The organism is Dyella kyungheensis (genome assembly GCF_049913195.1).
Classification (GTDB): domain Bacteria; phylum Pseudomonadota; class Gammaproteobacteria; order Xanthomonadales; family Rhodanobacteraceae; genus Dyella; species Dyella kyungheensis.
The window spans coordinates 693,442-709,012 of the sequence record NZ_CP183983.1; the positions used below are offsets into that span (position 1 = coordinate 693,442).

Here is a 15,571-nt window from a genome sequence, read left to right on the forward strand (position 1 = left end):
ATCAGTAGATCAGATAAAACGATTTGATTAATCAATGGACTGGCAGTCCAATAGGAGCAGCCCTCCTTTCGCGCCCACGGCCATGTTCCTGCGTCGCTTCCTGCCCGACCGCTTTACCTGCGCCCTGATCGTCACCGTGGCGCTCGCCAGCCTGCTGCCATGCCGCGGCACCACGGCGAGCGTGTTCAACGTGCTGACGGACATGGCCATCGCGCTGCTGTTCTTCCTGCACGGCGCCAAGCTCTCCCGCGAGGCGGTCGTGGCCGGCATGACCCACTGGCGCCTGCACCTCACCGTGTTGGCCAGCACCTTCGTCCTGTTTCCGCTGCTGGGGTTGTTGCTGCGTCCCGTGCTGTCGCCGCTGGTGACGCCTTCGCTCTACCTGGGCGTGCTGTTCCTGTGCACGCTGCCCTCGACCGTGCAGTCGTCCATCGCCTTCACCTCGATGGCGCGCGGCAATGTGCCGGCGGCCATTTGTTCGGCCTCCGCCTCCAGCATGCTCGGCATCTTCATCACGCCACTGCTGGTGGGCGTGATGCTGGAATCGCACGGGCAGGGCGGCATGAACTGGGATGCGATCGGCGCCATCGTGCTGCAACTGCTGGTGCCGTTCGTGGCTGGCCAGGTCGCGCAGCGCTGGATCGGCCGCTGGGTGGAACGCAACCGCTCGCTGTTGTCCTTCGTCGACCAGGGCTCGATCCTGCTGGTGGTCTACACGGCCTTCAGTGCGGCGGTGCTGCAGGGCCTGTGGAAGCAGATCCCACTGCCGGTGCTCGGCGGCCTGCTGATCGTCAACGCCGTGCTGCTCGCCATTGCGCTCATCGTTACCCGCTACGGTGCGCGTGCGCTGGGCTTCAAGCGCGAGGATGAAATCACCATCGTGTTCTGCGGTTCCAAGAAGAGCCTCGCCAGCGGTGTGCCGATGGCCAAGGTGCTGTTCGCCGGCCATCCGCTGGGCGCCATCGTGCTGCCGATCATGCTGTTTCACCAGATCCAGCTGATGACGTGTGCGGTGTTGGCGAAGAAGTATGCCCAGAGGATGGAAGGGCGCAACCGCAAGATCGGTGTCGCCACCGAAAGCTGAAACGTCGGTGCCGGCCAAGAAAAAGGGCGTCCTTGCCGGACGCCCTTTTCTTTTAACTGCGTGGTTTCCTGCTTACCAGCCCATGCCTACGCCCACGCCGACCGAGCTGTCGCCCCCGGTGACCGAGGCACCGACGGTGATGTTGGCGCGCTTGCTGATGGCGCGCTGGTAGCCGACGGAAATCGCCTTGGCGCCGTTGGAGAAGCCCGTGCCGGCGCCGAAGCGGTTCTGCGTCTCGATGCCGCCAAGGCTGGCCGCCATCGTCATCATGGAGGTGCTCATGGCGTTGTTGCCGCTAATGCGCTTGTTGACGTTGCGGAACTGGTCGTCCATCTGCTGCTGCATGCCGGCCACCTGTTTGGCGACGTTGCCCACCTGCTGGTCCGTGTAGCTGTTGGCGCTGCTGGTAGCCGAGCTGCTTGCCTGGTTCATCTGGGCGACGTTCACCGCATCCGTATCGGCGGTACCCGCCTTGACGTTGGTGATCTGGCGCTCGTTGCCCTGCGAACCCACCGACACGGTGTTGTCGCGATCAGCCACCGAGCCGCCGCCGATCGCCGCCGAGTGCGCGCCGGTCGCCTTGGCCGCCGGCGCACCGGCGTCGTTGGACGCGATCGCGTTCGACGTGCTGGTGGCCTGGGATACGACCGCATTGAGCTGCCCCACGTTCACCGCATCCATCTCGCCCACGCCGGCCGCCACGTTGTGGATGGTCGTGCCGCTGGCGGCCTGACCATTGCCCAGCGTGATGCTGCCATGGGCGGCCGAGCCGTCGGCGTTGCGATCGTAGGTCACGGCGGCATTGGCCGAGCCGTCGCCGTTGATCACGCCGGCGGCCTTCAGCTGCGCCACGTTCACCGCATCGGTATCGGCCGTGCCGGCCTTGACGTGGGTGATCTGGCGCTCGTTGCCCTGCGAACCCACCGACACCGAGTTGTCGCGGTCAGCCACCGAACCCGAACCCAGTGCAACCGACTGCTTCGCCGTCGCCTGGGCGCCGCCGCCCATGGCCACCGACTCCTGGCCCGAGGCCACCGAATCGGTCGCCGCCGAGTTGGCGTGGAAGAACTTCACGCCGTTGCCGCCGGTGGTGATGTTGTTGATCGACTGGCTCAGGCCGGCGATGGAAGCGGTGTTGCCGGCAATGGCGGCGGTGTTCTGCGCAACCTGCTGGTTGGTGGCGAACAGCTGGCTGCCGTTGACGGCATCCTTGCTGGATGCACTCACGTCGCCCTCAGCCACGCCCTTGAGCTTGCGCTCGCCGTCCGTGCCCGAGATGTCCACCACGGCGCCGCCGGTGTCCTTGGCGACCGAGACGGTCTTGCTGCTGGCGTCCTGCTTCACCAGGCCCAGCTCACCATTGCTGATCTGGTTGGTGATGTTGCTGACGCTGCCTTCCACGTTCGTCACGCGGCCGTCCAGCGAGGAGATGCTGCTGGTGTTCTGGGTGACGCGGGCGTCGATGTTGCTGACGTTGGTGTTGATCGTGCCGATGTCGCCTTCGTTGGTGGTGACGCGCTTGTCCAGCGAGGAGATATCCGTGGTGTTCTGCGTCACGGTCGCATTGGTCGCGTTGAGCTGCGACATGTTGACGGCGTCGTTGTCGCTCACGCCGGCCTTCACGCTTTTCAGCGTACGGGCGTTGCCGCTCTTGTCGGCAAAGTCCACCGCCGCACCATCGGTATCCTTGCCCACGGTCAGATCGGCACCGGCCGAGAACTGCTGCACCATGCCCACCGAACCGTTATTGATCTGGTTGGTGAAGTTGCTGATGCTGCCTTCCACGTTCGTCACGCGGCCGTCCAGCGAGGAGATGCTGTTGGTGTTCTGGGTGACGCGAGCATCGATGTTGCTGACGTTGGTGTTGATCGTGCTGATGTTGCCTTCGTTGGTGGTGACACGGCTGTCGAGGTTGCTGATCGACGCGGTGTTGCCGGCGATGTTGGTGGTGTTCTGCGTCACCGCCGTGTTCAGCGTGCCTAGCGCAGCGTCGACTTTGCCGAATGCGCTGCCCACATCGGTGGCGGCACCCGAGGTGCCATTGATGCTGTTGGCGTTGGTCAGTGCATAGCTGGGGCCGGTGACGGCACCGGAGGTGGCGTCGATGGCCGCGCCGCCGCCCAGAGCAGCAACGACCGGGGTCAGCTGGGACACGTTGACCGCGTCATTGCTTTGCGTGCCAGCACCCATGTTCACGATCTGGCGCGTGCTGGCCACCTGCGCAGTGCCCGACGCATCGGTAAACGACGAGGCTGCCCCCACCGACACCGTGTTGGCGCGATCAGCCAGCGAGCGTGTGCCCAGCGCGACGGAATTGGCGGCCTGCGCGAGGCTACGACCACCAAGCGTGGTGCTGTAAGAACCCGTCGTCTGTGCATACCGACCCACGGCCATGCTGCTGGAACCTGTCGCCACGGAACCCAGTCCGACGGCCATGCTGGCGCCGGCAGTCGCCTGTGCGGCGTAGCCAATCGCCATGGAGCCGTTCCCTGGATTTGAGATACCGGTGGCCACTGCGCCCGGACCAATCGCAATATCCGTCCCCTGTGCAGACTTGCTGTTGGCGCCGATGGCCAAGGCACCGTTGTTCACGGCATCGTCGGTGCCATTGTTCAAGCCACCCGATTTGAAGTAACGATTGATGTTGGTGGCCTGGGTGGCGACCGTCTGCAGCTGACCGAAGTTGACCGCGTCGCTGGCGGCGGTGCCGTCGGCCAGGTTGGTGATCTTCTGGCCGCTCATGTTCAGCGTGGACAGCATCTTCAGGCCGTTCGCCGCGTAGAACGACATCGTGCCGTCCTTGTTGCCGGTGAGGGATGTCTGGTTGGTGCCGCCGGTGCCGCCGTTCGGGGCGGAGTCGCTGAACAGTCCCCAGTCGTACGTGTTCGCACTGCAGGAGCCGAGGGCGGTAGGTGTGCCGGAAGTGCCCAGGGCGGCGCCGGTATTGTCTTCCGCACACAGATTGAGCGAGCCGCCATTTGCAGCGAAGGCGGCATGGCTCATGGCCAGCGAGCCCAGCAGACCGGCCGCTAGCACGGCACCCACGGCGGCGCGCTTGCTGCCGCCCTTCTTGCGGCCCTTGGCCAGTTCCGAGGCGACGACCCAGCGGCCAGTGACAGCGTTCCAGACAATGCGATAGATGGCGTTCATGACAAGACCCTTAAGCGGAAGAGGAAAGTGATGGCCGTTTCCGTTTGGCTTGCCGGACGTCCTTGCCGTCCACGAAGCACATGGTCCGCTCGAGGGTCTGCGCGAAACATAAGAACTGTCTGATCTCTGGCGATCTCAGATTTGTCTCAAGTGAGAGTCCGCCAAGAAAAAAGGCGCCCAGGGGCGCCTTTTCTCGTATCGCTAAGGTTGGGGATCAGTGCCTGAAATGGCGGATGCCCGTGAACACCATCGCCATGCCGTGCTCGTCCGCTGCGGCAATCACTTCCGCATCGCGCATCGAACCACCCGGCTGGATCACCGCCTGGATGCCGGCGGCAGCGGCCGCATCGATGCCATCGCGGAACGGGAAGAACGCATCGGATGCCATCACCGAACCGCGCACTTCCAGTTTCTCGTCGGCAGCCTTGATGCCGGCGATCTTGGCGCTGTACACGCGGCTCATCTGGCCTGCGCCCACGCCGATGGTCTGGCGATCCTTGGCGTAGACGATGGCGTTGCTCTTGACGTACTTGGCCACCTTCCAGGCGAAGATCAGATCGTCGATCTCGGTGGGTGTGGGTGCACGCTGGGTGACGATCTTCAGGTCCTCGGCCTTGACCATGGCGCGGTCGGCGGTCTGGATCAGCAGGCCCGAACCCACGCGGCGCGAATCGTTGCCCGGATGTGCCTTGCTCAGGTCGCCGTCGGCCGGCGGCGGGATTTCCAGCACGCGCACATTGGTCTTCTTGGCGAAGGCCTTGAGCGCTGCGTCTTCGTAGCCCGGCGCGAGCACCACTTCCACGAACTGGCGATCCACGATGGCCTTGGCCGTGGCCGCATCCACCACGCGGTTGAACGCGATGATGCCGCCGAACGCCGAGGTGGGGTCGGTCTGGTAGGCCAGGTCGTAGGCGCGGCCGATGCCATCGAGGCTCACCGCCACGCCGCACGGGTTGGCGTGCTTGACGATTACGCAGGCCGGCTTGGTGAAACTACGTACGCATTCCCACGCGGCGTCGGAGTCGGCGATGTTGTTGAACGACAGTTCCTTGCCCTGCACCTGGCGGAACGTGGCCAGCGTGCCCGGCGCCGGATACAGATCCCGGTAGAACGCCGCCTGCTGGTGCGGGTTCTCGCCGTAGCGCAGGTCCATCATCTTGACGAAGCGACCGTTGGCCTGCGCGGGGAACGCGTCATGGCCGGCAATGGCGTCGTACTCGTCGTTGAGCTTGAGCGCGGAGAGGTAATCGCTGATCGCGCCGTCGTAGTTGGACACGCGATTGAATGCGGCGACCGCGAGCTTGAAGCGCGTGGCGCGCGTGAGGCCCCCATGCGTTTCGATTTCCGCCAGCGCCTCGTCGTACTGGTCGGGTGAGGTGAGCACGCCCACGTCGTTCCAGTTCTTGGCCGCGGAACGCAGCATCGCCGGACCGCCGATGTCGATGTTCTCGATCGCTTCTTCCAGCGTGCAATCGGCGCGTGCCACGGTCTGCTCGAACGGATACAGATTGAGCACCAGCAGGTCGATCGGCGCGATCTCCAGTTCGCTCATCACGGCAGCATCGGTGCCGCGGCGGCCGAGCAGGCCGCCATGCACCTTGGGGTGCAGCGTCTTGACGCGGCCATCCATGATCTCGGGGAAGCCGGTGAGTTCGCTCACGTCCTTCACCGGAATGCCCGCGTCACGCAGTGCCTTGGCGCTGCCGCCGGTGGAAAGCAGTTCCACGCCGGCCTGGTGCAGGCGCTGGGCTAGCGCGATCAGTCCGGTCTTGTCCGATACGCTGAGCAGCGCACGGCGAATGGGGGATACGGCAGAGGCGGGCATGGCGGCTTCCGAAAGCGTGAATAGCGAATGGTAAATAGTAAAGGGTGAAAAGCAGACGACCCTGCTCTTCACCCTTTACTATTTACTACTCCCTATTCACTGCTTTTAAAGCAGGCCGTGCGCGGCGAGCTTCTTGCGCAGCGTGGCGCGGTTGATGCCGAGTGCGGCGGCGGCGCGGCTCTGGTTGCCGTCATGCCAGGCCAGCACTTCACGCAGCAGGGGGCCTTCGACTTCGCGGATGACGAGCGCGTGCAGGCCTTCATCGCATGCCGTGTCGCCAATATCGGCGAGATAGCGGCGTACGGTACGGCTGACGCATTCGCTCAAAGCGCTCTGCGACGACGTCTCTTTCGGAGACTCGCTGGCAGGCAGTCGTACGGCGTTCACGGGCATTTCCCCTCACGTTCTAACGCAGCGGCTACGTGGGCCGCTGCAAATGTTTATGGCAAATACCGCGGGCGGCGGCTCGCATGGAACGCCGGGTGCAGCATAGGACGAAGGAGCGAGTGTACCCTCGCGTGCCGAGAATTTTAAGTACCCGTTCGGCAGGATGGCGTTTACAGCACGCAACCAAAATGTCCTATGGACATTCACTTGCATTGGTGGCACGACCTGTGCCTATGGCAAATGGTCGAGCGCATTGATGATGTTCGCCATCATGCTTTGACGATCCGTCAAATGGACGGCTATTCGAAATCGAACTCGAACGCCACCGCCTTGCCGCTCGGGTCTTCCACCTCGAGCATCAGCGCTGCGCTGCCGTCGGATGGAATGCCCTTGCGCAACGTGGCCCCATCGCCAAGGTATTCGGTGGGGCGCAGGCGCCGCATGGCGAGCTTCTTGCCGTTGGCATCGGAGAGCGTGATCGACACCACCGGATAGGGTTGCGCGAACGGTGCGTCGTTGCGCAGGTTGGCGGTGATCAGCAGGGCGCCGGGGACCGAAGGATGCGCTTGCACATCGCGGGCCACCAGGCTCAGGCGCTTGATGTCCTGCACCAGCGGCAACTGGCAGCCCAGCGCGTTGCAGGCGTCGCGCAGCAACGGGCCCACGGTGTCGTCGCCGATCATCGCGTCCCGCTCGGCCCAGGCCAGCTGTGCGCCCAGCGCCAGCAGCAGCACCGTGCAGGCGGTGATCCAGGGCCAGCGGCGTTTCTTTTCCGCCTTGCGCGCAAAACGCGGCGCAACCACCAGGTTGGCGAATTCGTCGAGCACATCGGGCGGGGCGGGCGCTTCGGCCACCGCTGGCGGCTCGGCGGGCGGGCGGTAGATCGCCAGGTCTATCCGCGGCGCCAGGCCCTGCTGGTGGATGGGCAGCCGGTCGAACGGCTCCGCCGGCAGATGCTCATGGAGGCTGTACAGGGTGTCAAAGGCGTTGTCGCAGTGGCCGCATATGGCCTTGCCACCCGCGCGCACCAACACTTCCACGTTGATGGAAAATACGGTGAGGCATTCGGGACATTGGGCGTACATGCGGGCCGTGGCGATCGGATTGCCGCAAGCCTAGTGCACCGCGCGGGACAAATCACCCGCACGGAGGCCGTTATCGTGAACTGTCGCTCAGCGGCGGCGGCGGCCGCAGCGGCCGCTCTTGCGCTCGCCGCGCTAGTGCGTCCCTGCGCGGCGCTTGCCGCTGATGCGCACCCAGTCTTCCTGCGTATCCACGCGCAATTCGTCGAACCATTCCGCATAGCGCGCGAGCAGTTCGTCTTGCTGGCCCTGCAGGATGCCGGAGATGGCGAACGGCGCGCCGGGCTTGGCGGCCGCAGCGAAGGTGGGCGCCAGTTCGCCCAGCGGGCCGGCGAGGATGTTGGCGATGAAGACGTCGGCCGGGTCGGCCTTTACGTCCTCGGGCAGATAGACGCTGAGGCGATCGGCCACGGCGTTGCGTTCGGCGTTGTCCGCCGAGGCGATCAGCGCCTGCGGATCGTTGTCCACGCCCACCGCGCTGGCGGCGCCGAGCTTGAGCGCGGCGATGGCGAGGATGCCCGAGCCGCAGCCGAAGTCGATCACGCGCTTGCCGTGCAGATCCAGGCTGTCCAGCCAGGCCAGGCACAGCGCGGTGGTGGGATGCGTGCCGCTGCCGAAGGCCAGGCCGGGATCGAGTCGCACCACCACGATGTCCTGGTCGGCCGGCGGTTCGATGTTCCACGGATAGATCCACAGCCGCTGGCCGAACGGCATCGGCTTGAACTGGTCCATCCACGCGCGTTCCCAGTCCTCGTCGGCGACGTCGCGGAACTGCAGCTGGTCGGGCTCCAGCCAGGGCAGCAGGTCGCCCAGCGCTTCGCCCAGGCCGCGCCGGTCGCAATCGGCCTCAAACAGCGCGTTGAGCGTGATGGTGGGCCACAGCGGCAGTTCGCCCACGCCGGGCTCGAAGATGGCCTGCTCGTCGGGCGTTTCCGCATCGGCATCCTGCAGCGTGACGGACAGCGCGCCCAGATCGTCGAGCGCCTCCTCGACGCGAGGCTGCTGTTCGGCGCGGATGGTGAGCGAGAGTTCAAGCCAGGGCATGGGGCGTTCCTGCGATATCAGGCGTGCATTGTCGCCGAAGGTGCCTCACCTGTGGGAGCGCACCCTGTGCGCGACGGCGGTCGGCTGTCGCCTTGAAGTTCGGCGCGTCGCGAGCGCTTGTGTGGCGGTCGAGAATCGCGTCCAGAGGTACAGCATGGCTCCGCGGTCGCGCACAGGGTGCGCTCCTGCAGTGGCCGACTGGGGTTTTACGGGGCCATGCCCAGGAAGCTGTCGTGCTTGCGGTAGTGATCGAGCGCGCGGGCCAGCTCGATGAGCGTGGACGACGGATCGCGCCGTCGCTGCACGAACAGCACCTCGGCGAAATCCGCGGCTTCGAGAAAATGACGAAGCTCGTGTTGCGCAGCGAATTCGGGCAGCGCTTCGCCGTGGTCGGCGATCAGCGCATCGTCTTCATCGCCGAGGTGCGAGAGATAGAGCCTGCATGAAGGTTCGGTGATCGCGCCGCGGATATAGACCCAGCGGTAGCGGTCCCAGCCGTCGCCTTCGTCGAACGCCTCGGTGATGGCGTCGATCGCTTCGCGCAGTGTGATCAGTTCGGACATGGTGTCGAAGCAACCGGCGAGCCGCGAGAACGGCTCGCCGGTGCACAAATCAGCCGCCGAGGGCGGCCTTTTCCTTCTGTTCGGCCATGCGCTTTTCCAGGTAGTGGATGTTCTGTCCACCCTGCTGGAAACCGGCGTCGGCCATGATGCGCTGCTGCAGCGGGATATTGCACTTCACCCCTTCGATCACCGTCTCGGCCAGCGCCAGGCGCATGCGCGCGATGGCGGTTTCGCGGTCCGGGCCGTGCACGATGATCTTGCCGATCATCGAGTCGTAGTTCGGCGGAATGCGATAGCCGTCGTACAGGTGCGTGTCCACGCGCACGCCCGGGCCACCCGGCGCCTCGAAACGCTTCACCGTGCCCGGCGAAGGCAGGAAGGAATCGGGATCTTCGGCATTGACGCGGCACTCGATCGCATGGCCGTGGATCTTGATGTCCGACTGCTTGATCGAGAGCTTCTCGCCGCCGGCAATCAGCAGCTGCTCGCGCACCAGGTCGATGCCAGTGATCAGTTCGGTCACCGGATGTTCCACCTGGATGCGGGTGTTCATCTCGATGAAGTAGAAGCGGCCGTCTTCGAACAGGAATTCGAAGGTGCCGGCGCCGCGATAACCGATGCGGATGCACGCATCCACGCACACCTTGCCGATCTGCTCGCGCAGTTCCGGCGTGATGCCCGGCGCGGGCGCTTCTTCCACCACCTTCTGGTGGCGGCGCTGCATCGAGCAGTCGCGTTCGCCAAGATGGATGGCGTTGCCCTGGCCGTCGGCGAGCACCTGGATTTCCACGTGGCGCGGATTCTCCAGGAACTTCTCCATGTACACCTGATCGTTGCCGAAAGCGGCCTTCGCTTCCTGCTTGGTCATGGTGATGGCGTTGCCCAGGTGCGCTTCGGTGCGCACCACGCGCATGCCGCGGCCACCGCCGCCACCGGCGGCCTTGATGATCACCGGATAGCCGATCTCACGCGCAATGCGGATGTTCTCTTCCACGTTGTCGCCGAGCGGGCCGCCCGAACCCGGCACGCACGGCACGCCGGCGGCCTTCATGGCGCGGATCGCTTCCACCTTGTCGCCCATCAGGCGAATCACATCGGCGGTGGGGCCGATGAAGATGAAGCCCGACTGTTCCACCTGTTCGGCGAAGTCGGCGCGCTCGGAGAGGAAGCCGTAACCCGGATGAATCGCCTGGGCGTCGGTGATCTCCGCCGCAGCGATGATGCGCGGGATATTGAGGTAGCTGTCGACCGACGGCGCGGGGCCGATGCAGATCGACTCGTCGGCCAGGCCGACGTGCTTGAGGTTGCGGTCGGCGGTGGAGTGCACCGCCACGGTTTTGATGCCCAGACTGTGGCAGGCGCGCAGCACGCGCAGCGCGATCTCACCACGGTTGGCAATGACGACTTTTTCTAGCATCGGCATAAGGACGGCCTTAGCCGATCACGAACATCGGCTGGTCGAATTCCACCGGCTGGCCGTTCTCGAGCAGGATGGCCTTCACGGTGCCGGCCACGTCGGCCTCGATCTGGTTGAACATCTTCATCGCTTCGATGATGCCCAGCGTTTCGCCGGCCTTGACCTGCTGGCCGACCTTCACGAACGCGGCGGCGCCCGGGCTGGAGGAGGCGTAGAAGGTGCCGACCATCGGCGCCTTCACCACATGGCCGGCGGGCAGCGCGGCTTCGGCCGGGGCGGCTTCCACCGGCGCGGCGGCCACGGGGGCGGGCGCGACAGCCACCGGGGCGGCCTGCATCACCGGTGCGGTGGTCACGGTGCCCTTCGGCACGCGCGACAGGCGGACGACTTCTTCGCCTTCCTTGATCTCAAGTTCCGCGAGGTTGGATTCCTCAAGCAGGTCAATGAGCTTCTTGATCTTGCGCAGGTCCATGGTTCAAACCTTTTCGTTGAGGCCGCGGTGGCAGCCGATATGGGAATAGGGAGGGCAACAGGCCCTTGGCTTTCAGGAGGCGGATGCGCCAGCGCGGTCCAGCCGATGCAGGGCGGCATCCAATGCCAGCCGGTAGCTGTCGGCGCCGAAGCCGCAGATCACGCCCACGGCGATGTCCGACAGATACGAGTGCCGACGGAACGCCTCGCGGGCGTGCACGTTCGACAGGTGCAACTCGATGAAGGGGATCGCCACGCCCGCCAGCGCGTCGCGCAAGGCGATGCTGGTATGGGTGAAGGCGCCCGGGTTGATCAGGATGATCGCCGTGCCGTCCAAGCGGGCCTGGTGGATGCGGTCGATCAGGGCGTGCTCGGCATTCGTCTGGAACGCCTCCAGGCCATGTCCGGCGGCCTGGGCGCGCTGCGCCAGCAGGGCGTCGATATCGGCCAGGGTCTCGCGGCCATAAACCTCCGGCTCGCGTACGCCCAGCAGATTGAGATTGGGTCCGTGCAGGACCAGGATCTTCGCCACGCCCTTACCTTGAACGCGCCGGTGGTAGCCGACGTCCGGCGCGGAGTGTGCGCGTCCCGGCCGATGTTGTCCAGTTCGGCGCAGTTCGGCGATGTTTGAAGGAGAAGTTAATGTTAAACCGTGCGGCGACGTATGGCGGCGCAAACCGCATCAGGGCGCGGCTGGGGCGGCCCAGGCCTTCAGGTCGTCGGCGTCCAGCACGCCGCGCCGGCTGAACAGCACGCGGCCGTTCTCATCCAGTAACACGCTAAATGGCAGTACTTCGCCGACGTTCCCCAGGCTAAGCGAGATGCTGGGGTTGTCCAGGCTGCCGATCAGGATCGGGTAGTTCACTGGGTGGGCCGCCAGATAGGCGCGCACCGGCGCTGGATCATCCATGGCGACGCCAAGGATGATCGGCCCCTTTTCGCCGACGTTGGCCTGAGCCTGCACCAGCATCGGCATTTCTTTCAGGCAGGGCCCGCACCAGCTCGCCCAGAAGTTGATCAGTACGCGCCGGCCGCGGTAGTCGGAGAGGTGATGCGGTTTGCCGTCGAGGTCAGGCAGGGTGAGATCGGGCGCGGCGTCGCCGGTTTGCGCCACCTGCGCGCCGTTCGGTGCGTGGGCCCGCTGGCTAGCGTGCTGCAGCCAGCCGCCCGCCGCGGCCACCACGACCGCCGCGCCAAGGATGATCCAGTTGCTACGGGTCATCATGGGTTGGCAGCCACCGGGGTGCCCGCGGCCTTGGTCAGCGCATCTTCCACCAGGGAAGAGGTGAGCACCGTCGGCAGCATGCGACCTTCGCCACCATCCTTGGGAAACACCACGTACAGCGGCACGCCCGGCGAGTGGTACTGCTGAAGGAAGGCGGCGATGGTCGGGTTCACGTCGGTCCAGTCGCCCTTCATATAGACGGCGCCGGTTTTCTTCAGCAGCTCGCGGAAGGCGTCGGTGTCGAGCACGGCGTGCTCATTGGCCTTGCAGGTGACGCACCAGTCGGCGGTCATATCGACGAACACCGGCGTGCCGGCCTTGCGAAGTTCGGCAAGTTTCTCCGGCGAATAGGCGACCACGCCGTCCGTGGTCTGCGCGACCTGCGTCGGGGCTTGCACCTTCGAGAGGTAGAACAGCGGCACTACGGTGAGTGCGAGCAGGACGACCACGGCCACGCGGCTGAACGCACCGCGCGAACGGCTGCGCTCGAACCACCACAGCGTGGCGGACATCAGCACCACCGCCACCAGCACCAGGCCCACCGCATCGGCGCCGCGCTGGTGCGCCAGCACCCAGATCAGCCACACGGCGGTGAGATACATCGGGAACGCCAGCACTTGCTTCAGCGTTTCCATCCAGGCGCCAGGGCGGGGCAACAGACGCGCCAGCGCGGGGATGAAACCGATCGCCAGGAACGGCAGCGCCAGGCCGATGCCCAGCATCAGGAACACCAGCAGCGCATTGATCATCGGCGCGGCGAAGGCATAGGCCAGCGCGCTGCCCATGAACGGCGCCGTGCAGGGGCTGGCTACCGCCACCGCGAGCACGCCGGTAAAGAAGTCGCCCGCATGACCCGAACGCGAGGCCAGGCCCGAGCCCACGTTGCCCAGCGAGGTGCCGAACTGCACCACGCCCGACATCGACAGGCCCACCGCCACCATCACACAGGCGAGCACGCCAACCACCAGCGGTTGCTGCAATTGCGCGCCCCAGCCCAGCGCATGGCCGGCCGAGCGCAGCGCGACGATGGCGATGCCGATCAGCGCGAACGTGCTCAGCACGCCGGCCGTATAGAACAGTGCGTGCGAACGCGCCTTGCCGTGGCTCTCGCCGCTTTCCAGCAGGCCTACCGCCTTGATCGACAACACCGGCAGCACGCACGGCATCAGGTTGAGCACCAGGCCGCCACCCAGGGCGAGCAGCAAGGCCGAGAGCAGGCTCACCTGCAGCGCACCCGTGGCCAGGCCGGCCGGCGGCATCTCCGGCGCGGGCTGTGCCTCGACACCGCTGGTGGGCGTGGCAGCGCCAAGGTCGATGGTGAGCGCGCGGGTCATCAGCGGATAGCACAGGCCGCCGTCCTGGCAACCCTGGAAGCTGGCTTCGAGATTCACCGTCTTGAGCGCAGCGGTATCGCCCTCGATGGCCACCGGCACGTCGATCTGGTCGAAATACACCGTGGTCTTGCCGAAGTGCGCGTCCTGGTGTTCCACCCCGGCCGGCCACTCGGGCTTGGCCAGGGTGAGGCCGTTGGCATCTTTCAGCTTGAGCGCGGTCTGGTCGCGGTAAAGGTAATAGCCCTTGGGCATCGTCCAGCGCAGCAGCAGGTGCTGGCGGTCCTTGGCGAGCGCTTCCAGATGGAACGCCTCCTCGGCCGGCAGCGCCGCGCTGTCGCCGCTCTTGGAAGCGCCGAGCTTGCCCAGCGCCGCCGCCATGGCATCGCCACCGGCGGCTGCGCCCGCGCCCGCCGGCACGGGCAGCGTCAGCTGCTCGGTATGCGGCGGATAGCAGATCTTGGGATCCACCTCGTGGCAGCCCTGGTATTGCACGCTGAGCTTCAGCTCGGTGGCGCCTGCCGCGACGGTGTACGGCACGGTCGCGTCGACGCCGTGGTGATAGGTCTCCACGTCGCCGAGATATTCATCATGGTGCTTCTCGCCGTCGGGCAGCTGCGCCTCGCCCAGCGTCACGCCGTCCGCCGCCTTGAACTTCATGCGACCGCGGTAGAGGTAGTAGTCCGGCGCGATGGTCCAGTGCAGCTTCACCACGCCCGGCGTGGAGGCATCGGCGCTGAGCTTATAGGCCTCGGTGACCGGCAACAGGCCGTCCAGATCGTCCTGCGCCAACGCGGGCAGCGCGAGCAACAACAGGCAGAGCAGGCTGAGAAAGCGGGCGGCCAGTCGGCCAGGGTGGATCAGACGCATTGCAGCTCCAGCATGGAGAGACCCGCGCCGTGGCGCGGGTGAAGCGGGATTATGGCTCAGCTTGGGAATCTCGGCGGGCCGGGGACAGCCCGCCGGAACTCAAGGGTGTTCTACAGCTACTTCGTTCGGCACCGGCCCGCGGTTACGGCGCAGGCGCACCAGTCCGGTGGTGAGTGCCACGCCGAGCAGGATCACGATGCATCCGCCCGCCATCGCCAGGGTCACTGGTTCATGCAGGAACACCAGCCCCCAGACCACCCCGAACACCGGGATCAGAAACATCACCACCATGCTGCGCGAGGCCCCGACGCGGGCCATCAAGCCGTAGAACAGGACATAGGCCAGCGACGTGCAGAGGGCCGCCAGGCCCAGCACGGCCAGCCAGGCCGACCATCCCGGGGTGCGGGTGGGCCACATCCAGACGGTAAAAGGCAGCAGCAACACGGCGGCGGCGAGCTGGCTGCCGGTGGCCACACTGAGCGGCGTGACGCCGCTGCGCAGGCGGCGATGGCTGTAGTGCGCGCCAAAGGTGTAGCAGACATTGGCGCCCAGGCAGGCGGCCATCGCCCAGCCCATGGCATGCGTGCCGCCACCGAAACCGACCGTGCCGGCCACCAGCCACACCACGCCGGTAAAGCCGATCACCAGGCCGCTGGCCTGCATGGGGTTCAGCTTCTCGCCCAGCAGCATCCAGCCCGACAGCGCGACCAGCAGCGGTGCAATGGCATCGGAGATGGCCGAAACGCCGGCCGGCAGGCTCTGCGCCGCGAACGAAAACAGCACGAACGGCAGCGCTGAATTGGCGATGCCGACGATGGCGATGTCGCGCCAGTGCGTACGCATTTCGGTCAGCCGCGTGCGTGTCAGCAGCGGAATCGAGCAAATGGCCGCGCCGATGGCGCGCATGCCGGCCAGTGCCATGCCGCCGAACTCGTTTGCGCCCATGCGCATGAACAGGAACGAGGCGCCCCACAGGGCTCCCAGCAAGATCAGTGCGGTGACGTCGGAGGTTTTCATGGCTGTCTATGGCTCGTCATTCCGGCGCAGGCCGGAATCCAGTAGCGATTAGGTCTGGTTGTCGCGAGTGCGCACACCCGATCCTGCTGCGAAAGCCCTGCTCAT

General features: G+C 65.7%; 13 protein-coding genes. 1 reads left to right on the plus strand and 12 read right to left on the minus strand.

The features are described from left to right. The first annotated feature begins 82 nt into the window (after positions 1 to 82). A complete protein-coding gene (locus ACN9MB_RS02880; protein WP_426270725.1) occupies positions 83 to 1,084 on the plus strand; it encodes a bile acid:sodium symporter family protein in 1,002 nt (333 codons plus the stop codon). A gap of 72 nt (positions 1,085 to 1,156) precedes the next feature. Here ACN9MB_RS02880 and ACN9MB_RS02885 read toward each other — a convergent pair whose 3' ends face one another. The 12 genes from ACN9MB_RS02885 to ACN9MB_RS02940 form a co-directional block, all read right to left on the minus strand. Next, positions 1,157 to 4,234 carry an ESPR-type extended signal peptide-containing protein gene (locus ACN9MB_RS02885; protein WP_426270726.1) on the minus strand — a complete coding sequence of 1,026 codons (3,078 nt, stop codon included), beginning with the start codon at positions 4,232 to 4,234 and terminating at the stop codon, positions 1,157 to 1,159. Positions 4,235 to 4,448: 214 nt separating this feature from the next. Further along, positions 4,449 to 6,059, minus strand: a complete 1,611-nt coding sequence (gene purH / locus ACN9MB_RS02890; RefSeq protein WP_426270727.1) for a bifunctional phosphoribosylaminoimidazolecarboxamide formyltransferase/IMP cyclohydrolase — start codon at positions 6,057 to 6,059, stop codon at positions 4,449 to 4,451. Between the two features lie 105 nt (positions 6,060 to 6,164). Beyond that, on the minus strand, positions 6,165 to 6,452 hold the full coding sequence (locus ACN9MB_RS02895) for a helix-turn-helix domain-containing protein (RefSeq protein WP_204636706.1): 288 nt from the start codon (positions 6,450 to 6,452) through the stop codon (positions 6,165 to 6,167). 293 nt (positions 6,453 to 6,745) lie between these two features. Further along, entirely contained in the window at positions 6,746 to 7,531 is a 786-nt protein-coding gene (locus tag ACN9MB_RS02900) for a zinc-ribbon and DUF3426 domain-containing protein (RefSeq protein WP_204636705.1), read from the minus strand. 132 nt (positions 7,532 to 7,663) lie between these two features. Next, positions 7,664 to 8,572: a 50S ribosomal protein L11 methyltransferase gene (gene prmA, locus ACN9MB_RS02905; protein ID WP_204636704.1), complete on the minus strand. Its 909-nt coding sequence runs from the start codon at positions 8,570 to 8,572 to the stop codon at positions 7,664 to 7,666. A gap of 206 nt (positions 8,573 to 8,778) precedes the next feature. Next, entirely contained in the window at positions 8,779 to 9,135 is a 357-nt protein-coding gene (locus tag ACN9MB_RS02910; RefSeq protein ID WP_204636703.1) for a DUF7716 domain-containing protein, read from the minus strand. 49 nt (positions 9,136 to 9,184) lie between these two features. Then, complete coding sequence (accC, locus tag ACN9MB_RS02915; protein WP_204636871.1) at positions 9,185 to 10,552, minus strand: acetyl-CoA carboxylase biotin carboxylase subunit; 1,368 nt, start codon at positions 10,550 to 10,552, stop codon at positions 9,185 to 9,187. Between the two features lie 16 nt (positions 10,553 to 10,568). After that, positions 10,569 to 11,024, minus strand: coding sequence for an acetyl-CoA carboxylase biotin carboxyl carrier protein (gene accB / locus ACN9MB_RS02920; RefSeq protein ID WP_204636702.1), 456 nt, complete (start codon positions 11,022 to 11,024; stop codon positions 10,569 to 10,571). Between the two features lie 72 nt (positions 11,025 to 11,096). Next, positions 11,097 to 11,555 (minus strand): type II 3-dehydroquinate dehydratase, encoded by a 459-nt coding sequence (aroQ, locus tag ACN9MB_RS02925; RefSeq protein WP_426270728.1) that lies wholly within the window; start codon positions 11,553 to 11,555, stop codon positions 11,097 to 11,099. A 150-nt stretch (positions 11,556 to 11,705) separates the two neighbouring features. Then, the gene (locus ACN9MB_RS02930; RefSeq protein ID WP_204636700.1) at positions 11,706 to 12,248 is read right to left on the minus strand and encodes a TlpA disulfide reductase family protein; all 543 of its coding nucleotides are present in this window, start codon (positions 12,246 to 12,248) and stop codon (positions 11,706 to 11,708) included. Beyond that, entirely contained in the window at positions 12,245 to 14,449 is a 2,205-nt protein-coding gene (locus ACN9MB_RS02935; RefSeq protein WP_426270729.1) for a protein-disulfide reductase DsbD family protein, read from the minus strand. Before ACN9MB_RS02935 ends, ACN9MB_RS02930 begins: the two co-directional genes overlap by 4 nt. Positions 14,450 to 14,548: 99 nt before the next feature. Further along, positions 14,549 to 15,466 (minus strand): DMT family transporter, encoded by a 918-nt coding sequence (locus ACN9MB_RS02940; RefSeq protein WP_204636698.1) that lies wholly within the window; start codon positions 15,464 to 15,466, stop codon positions 14,549 to 14,551. Positions 15,467 to 15,571: the final 105 nt, after the last annotated feature.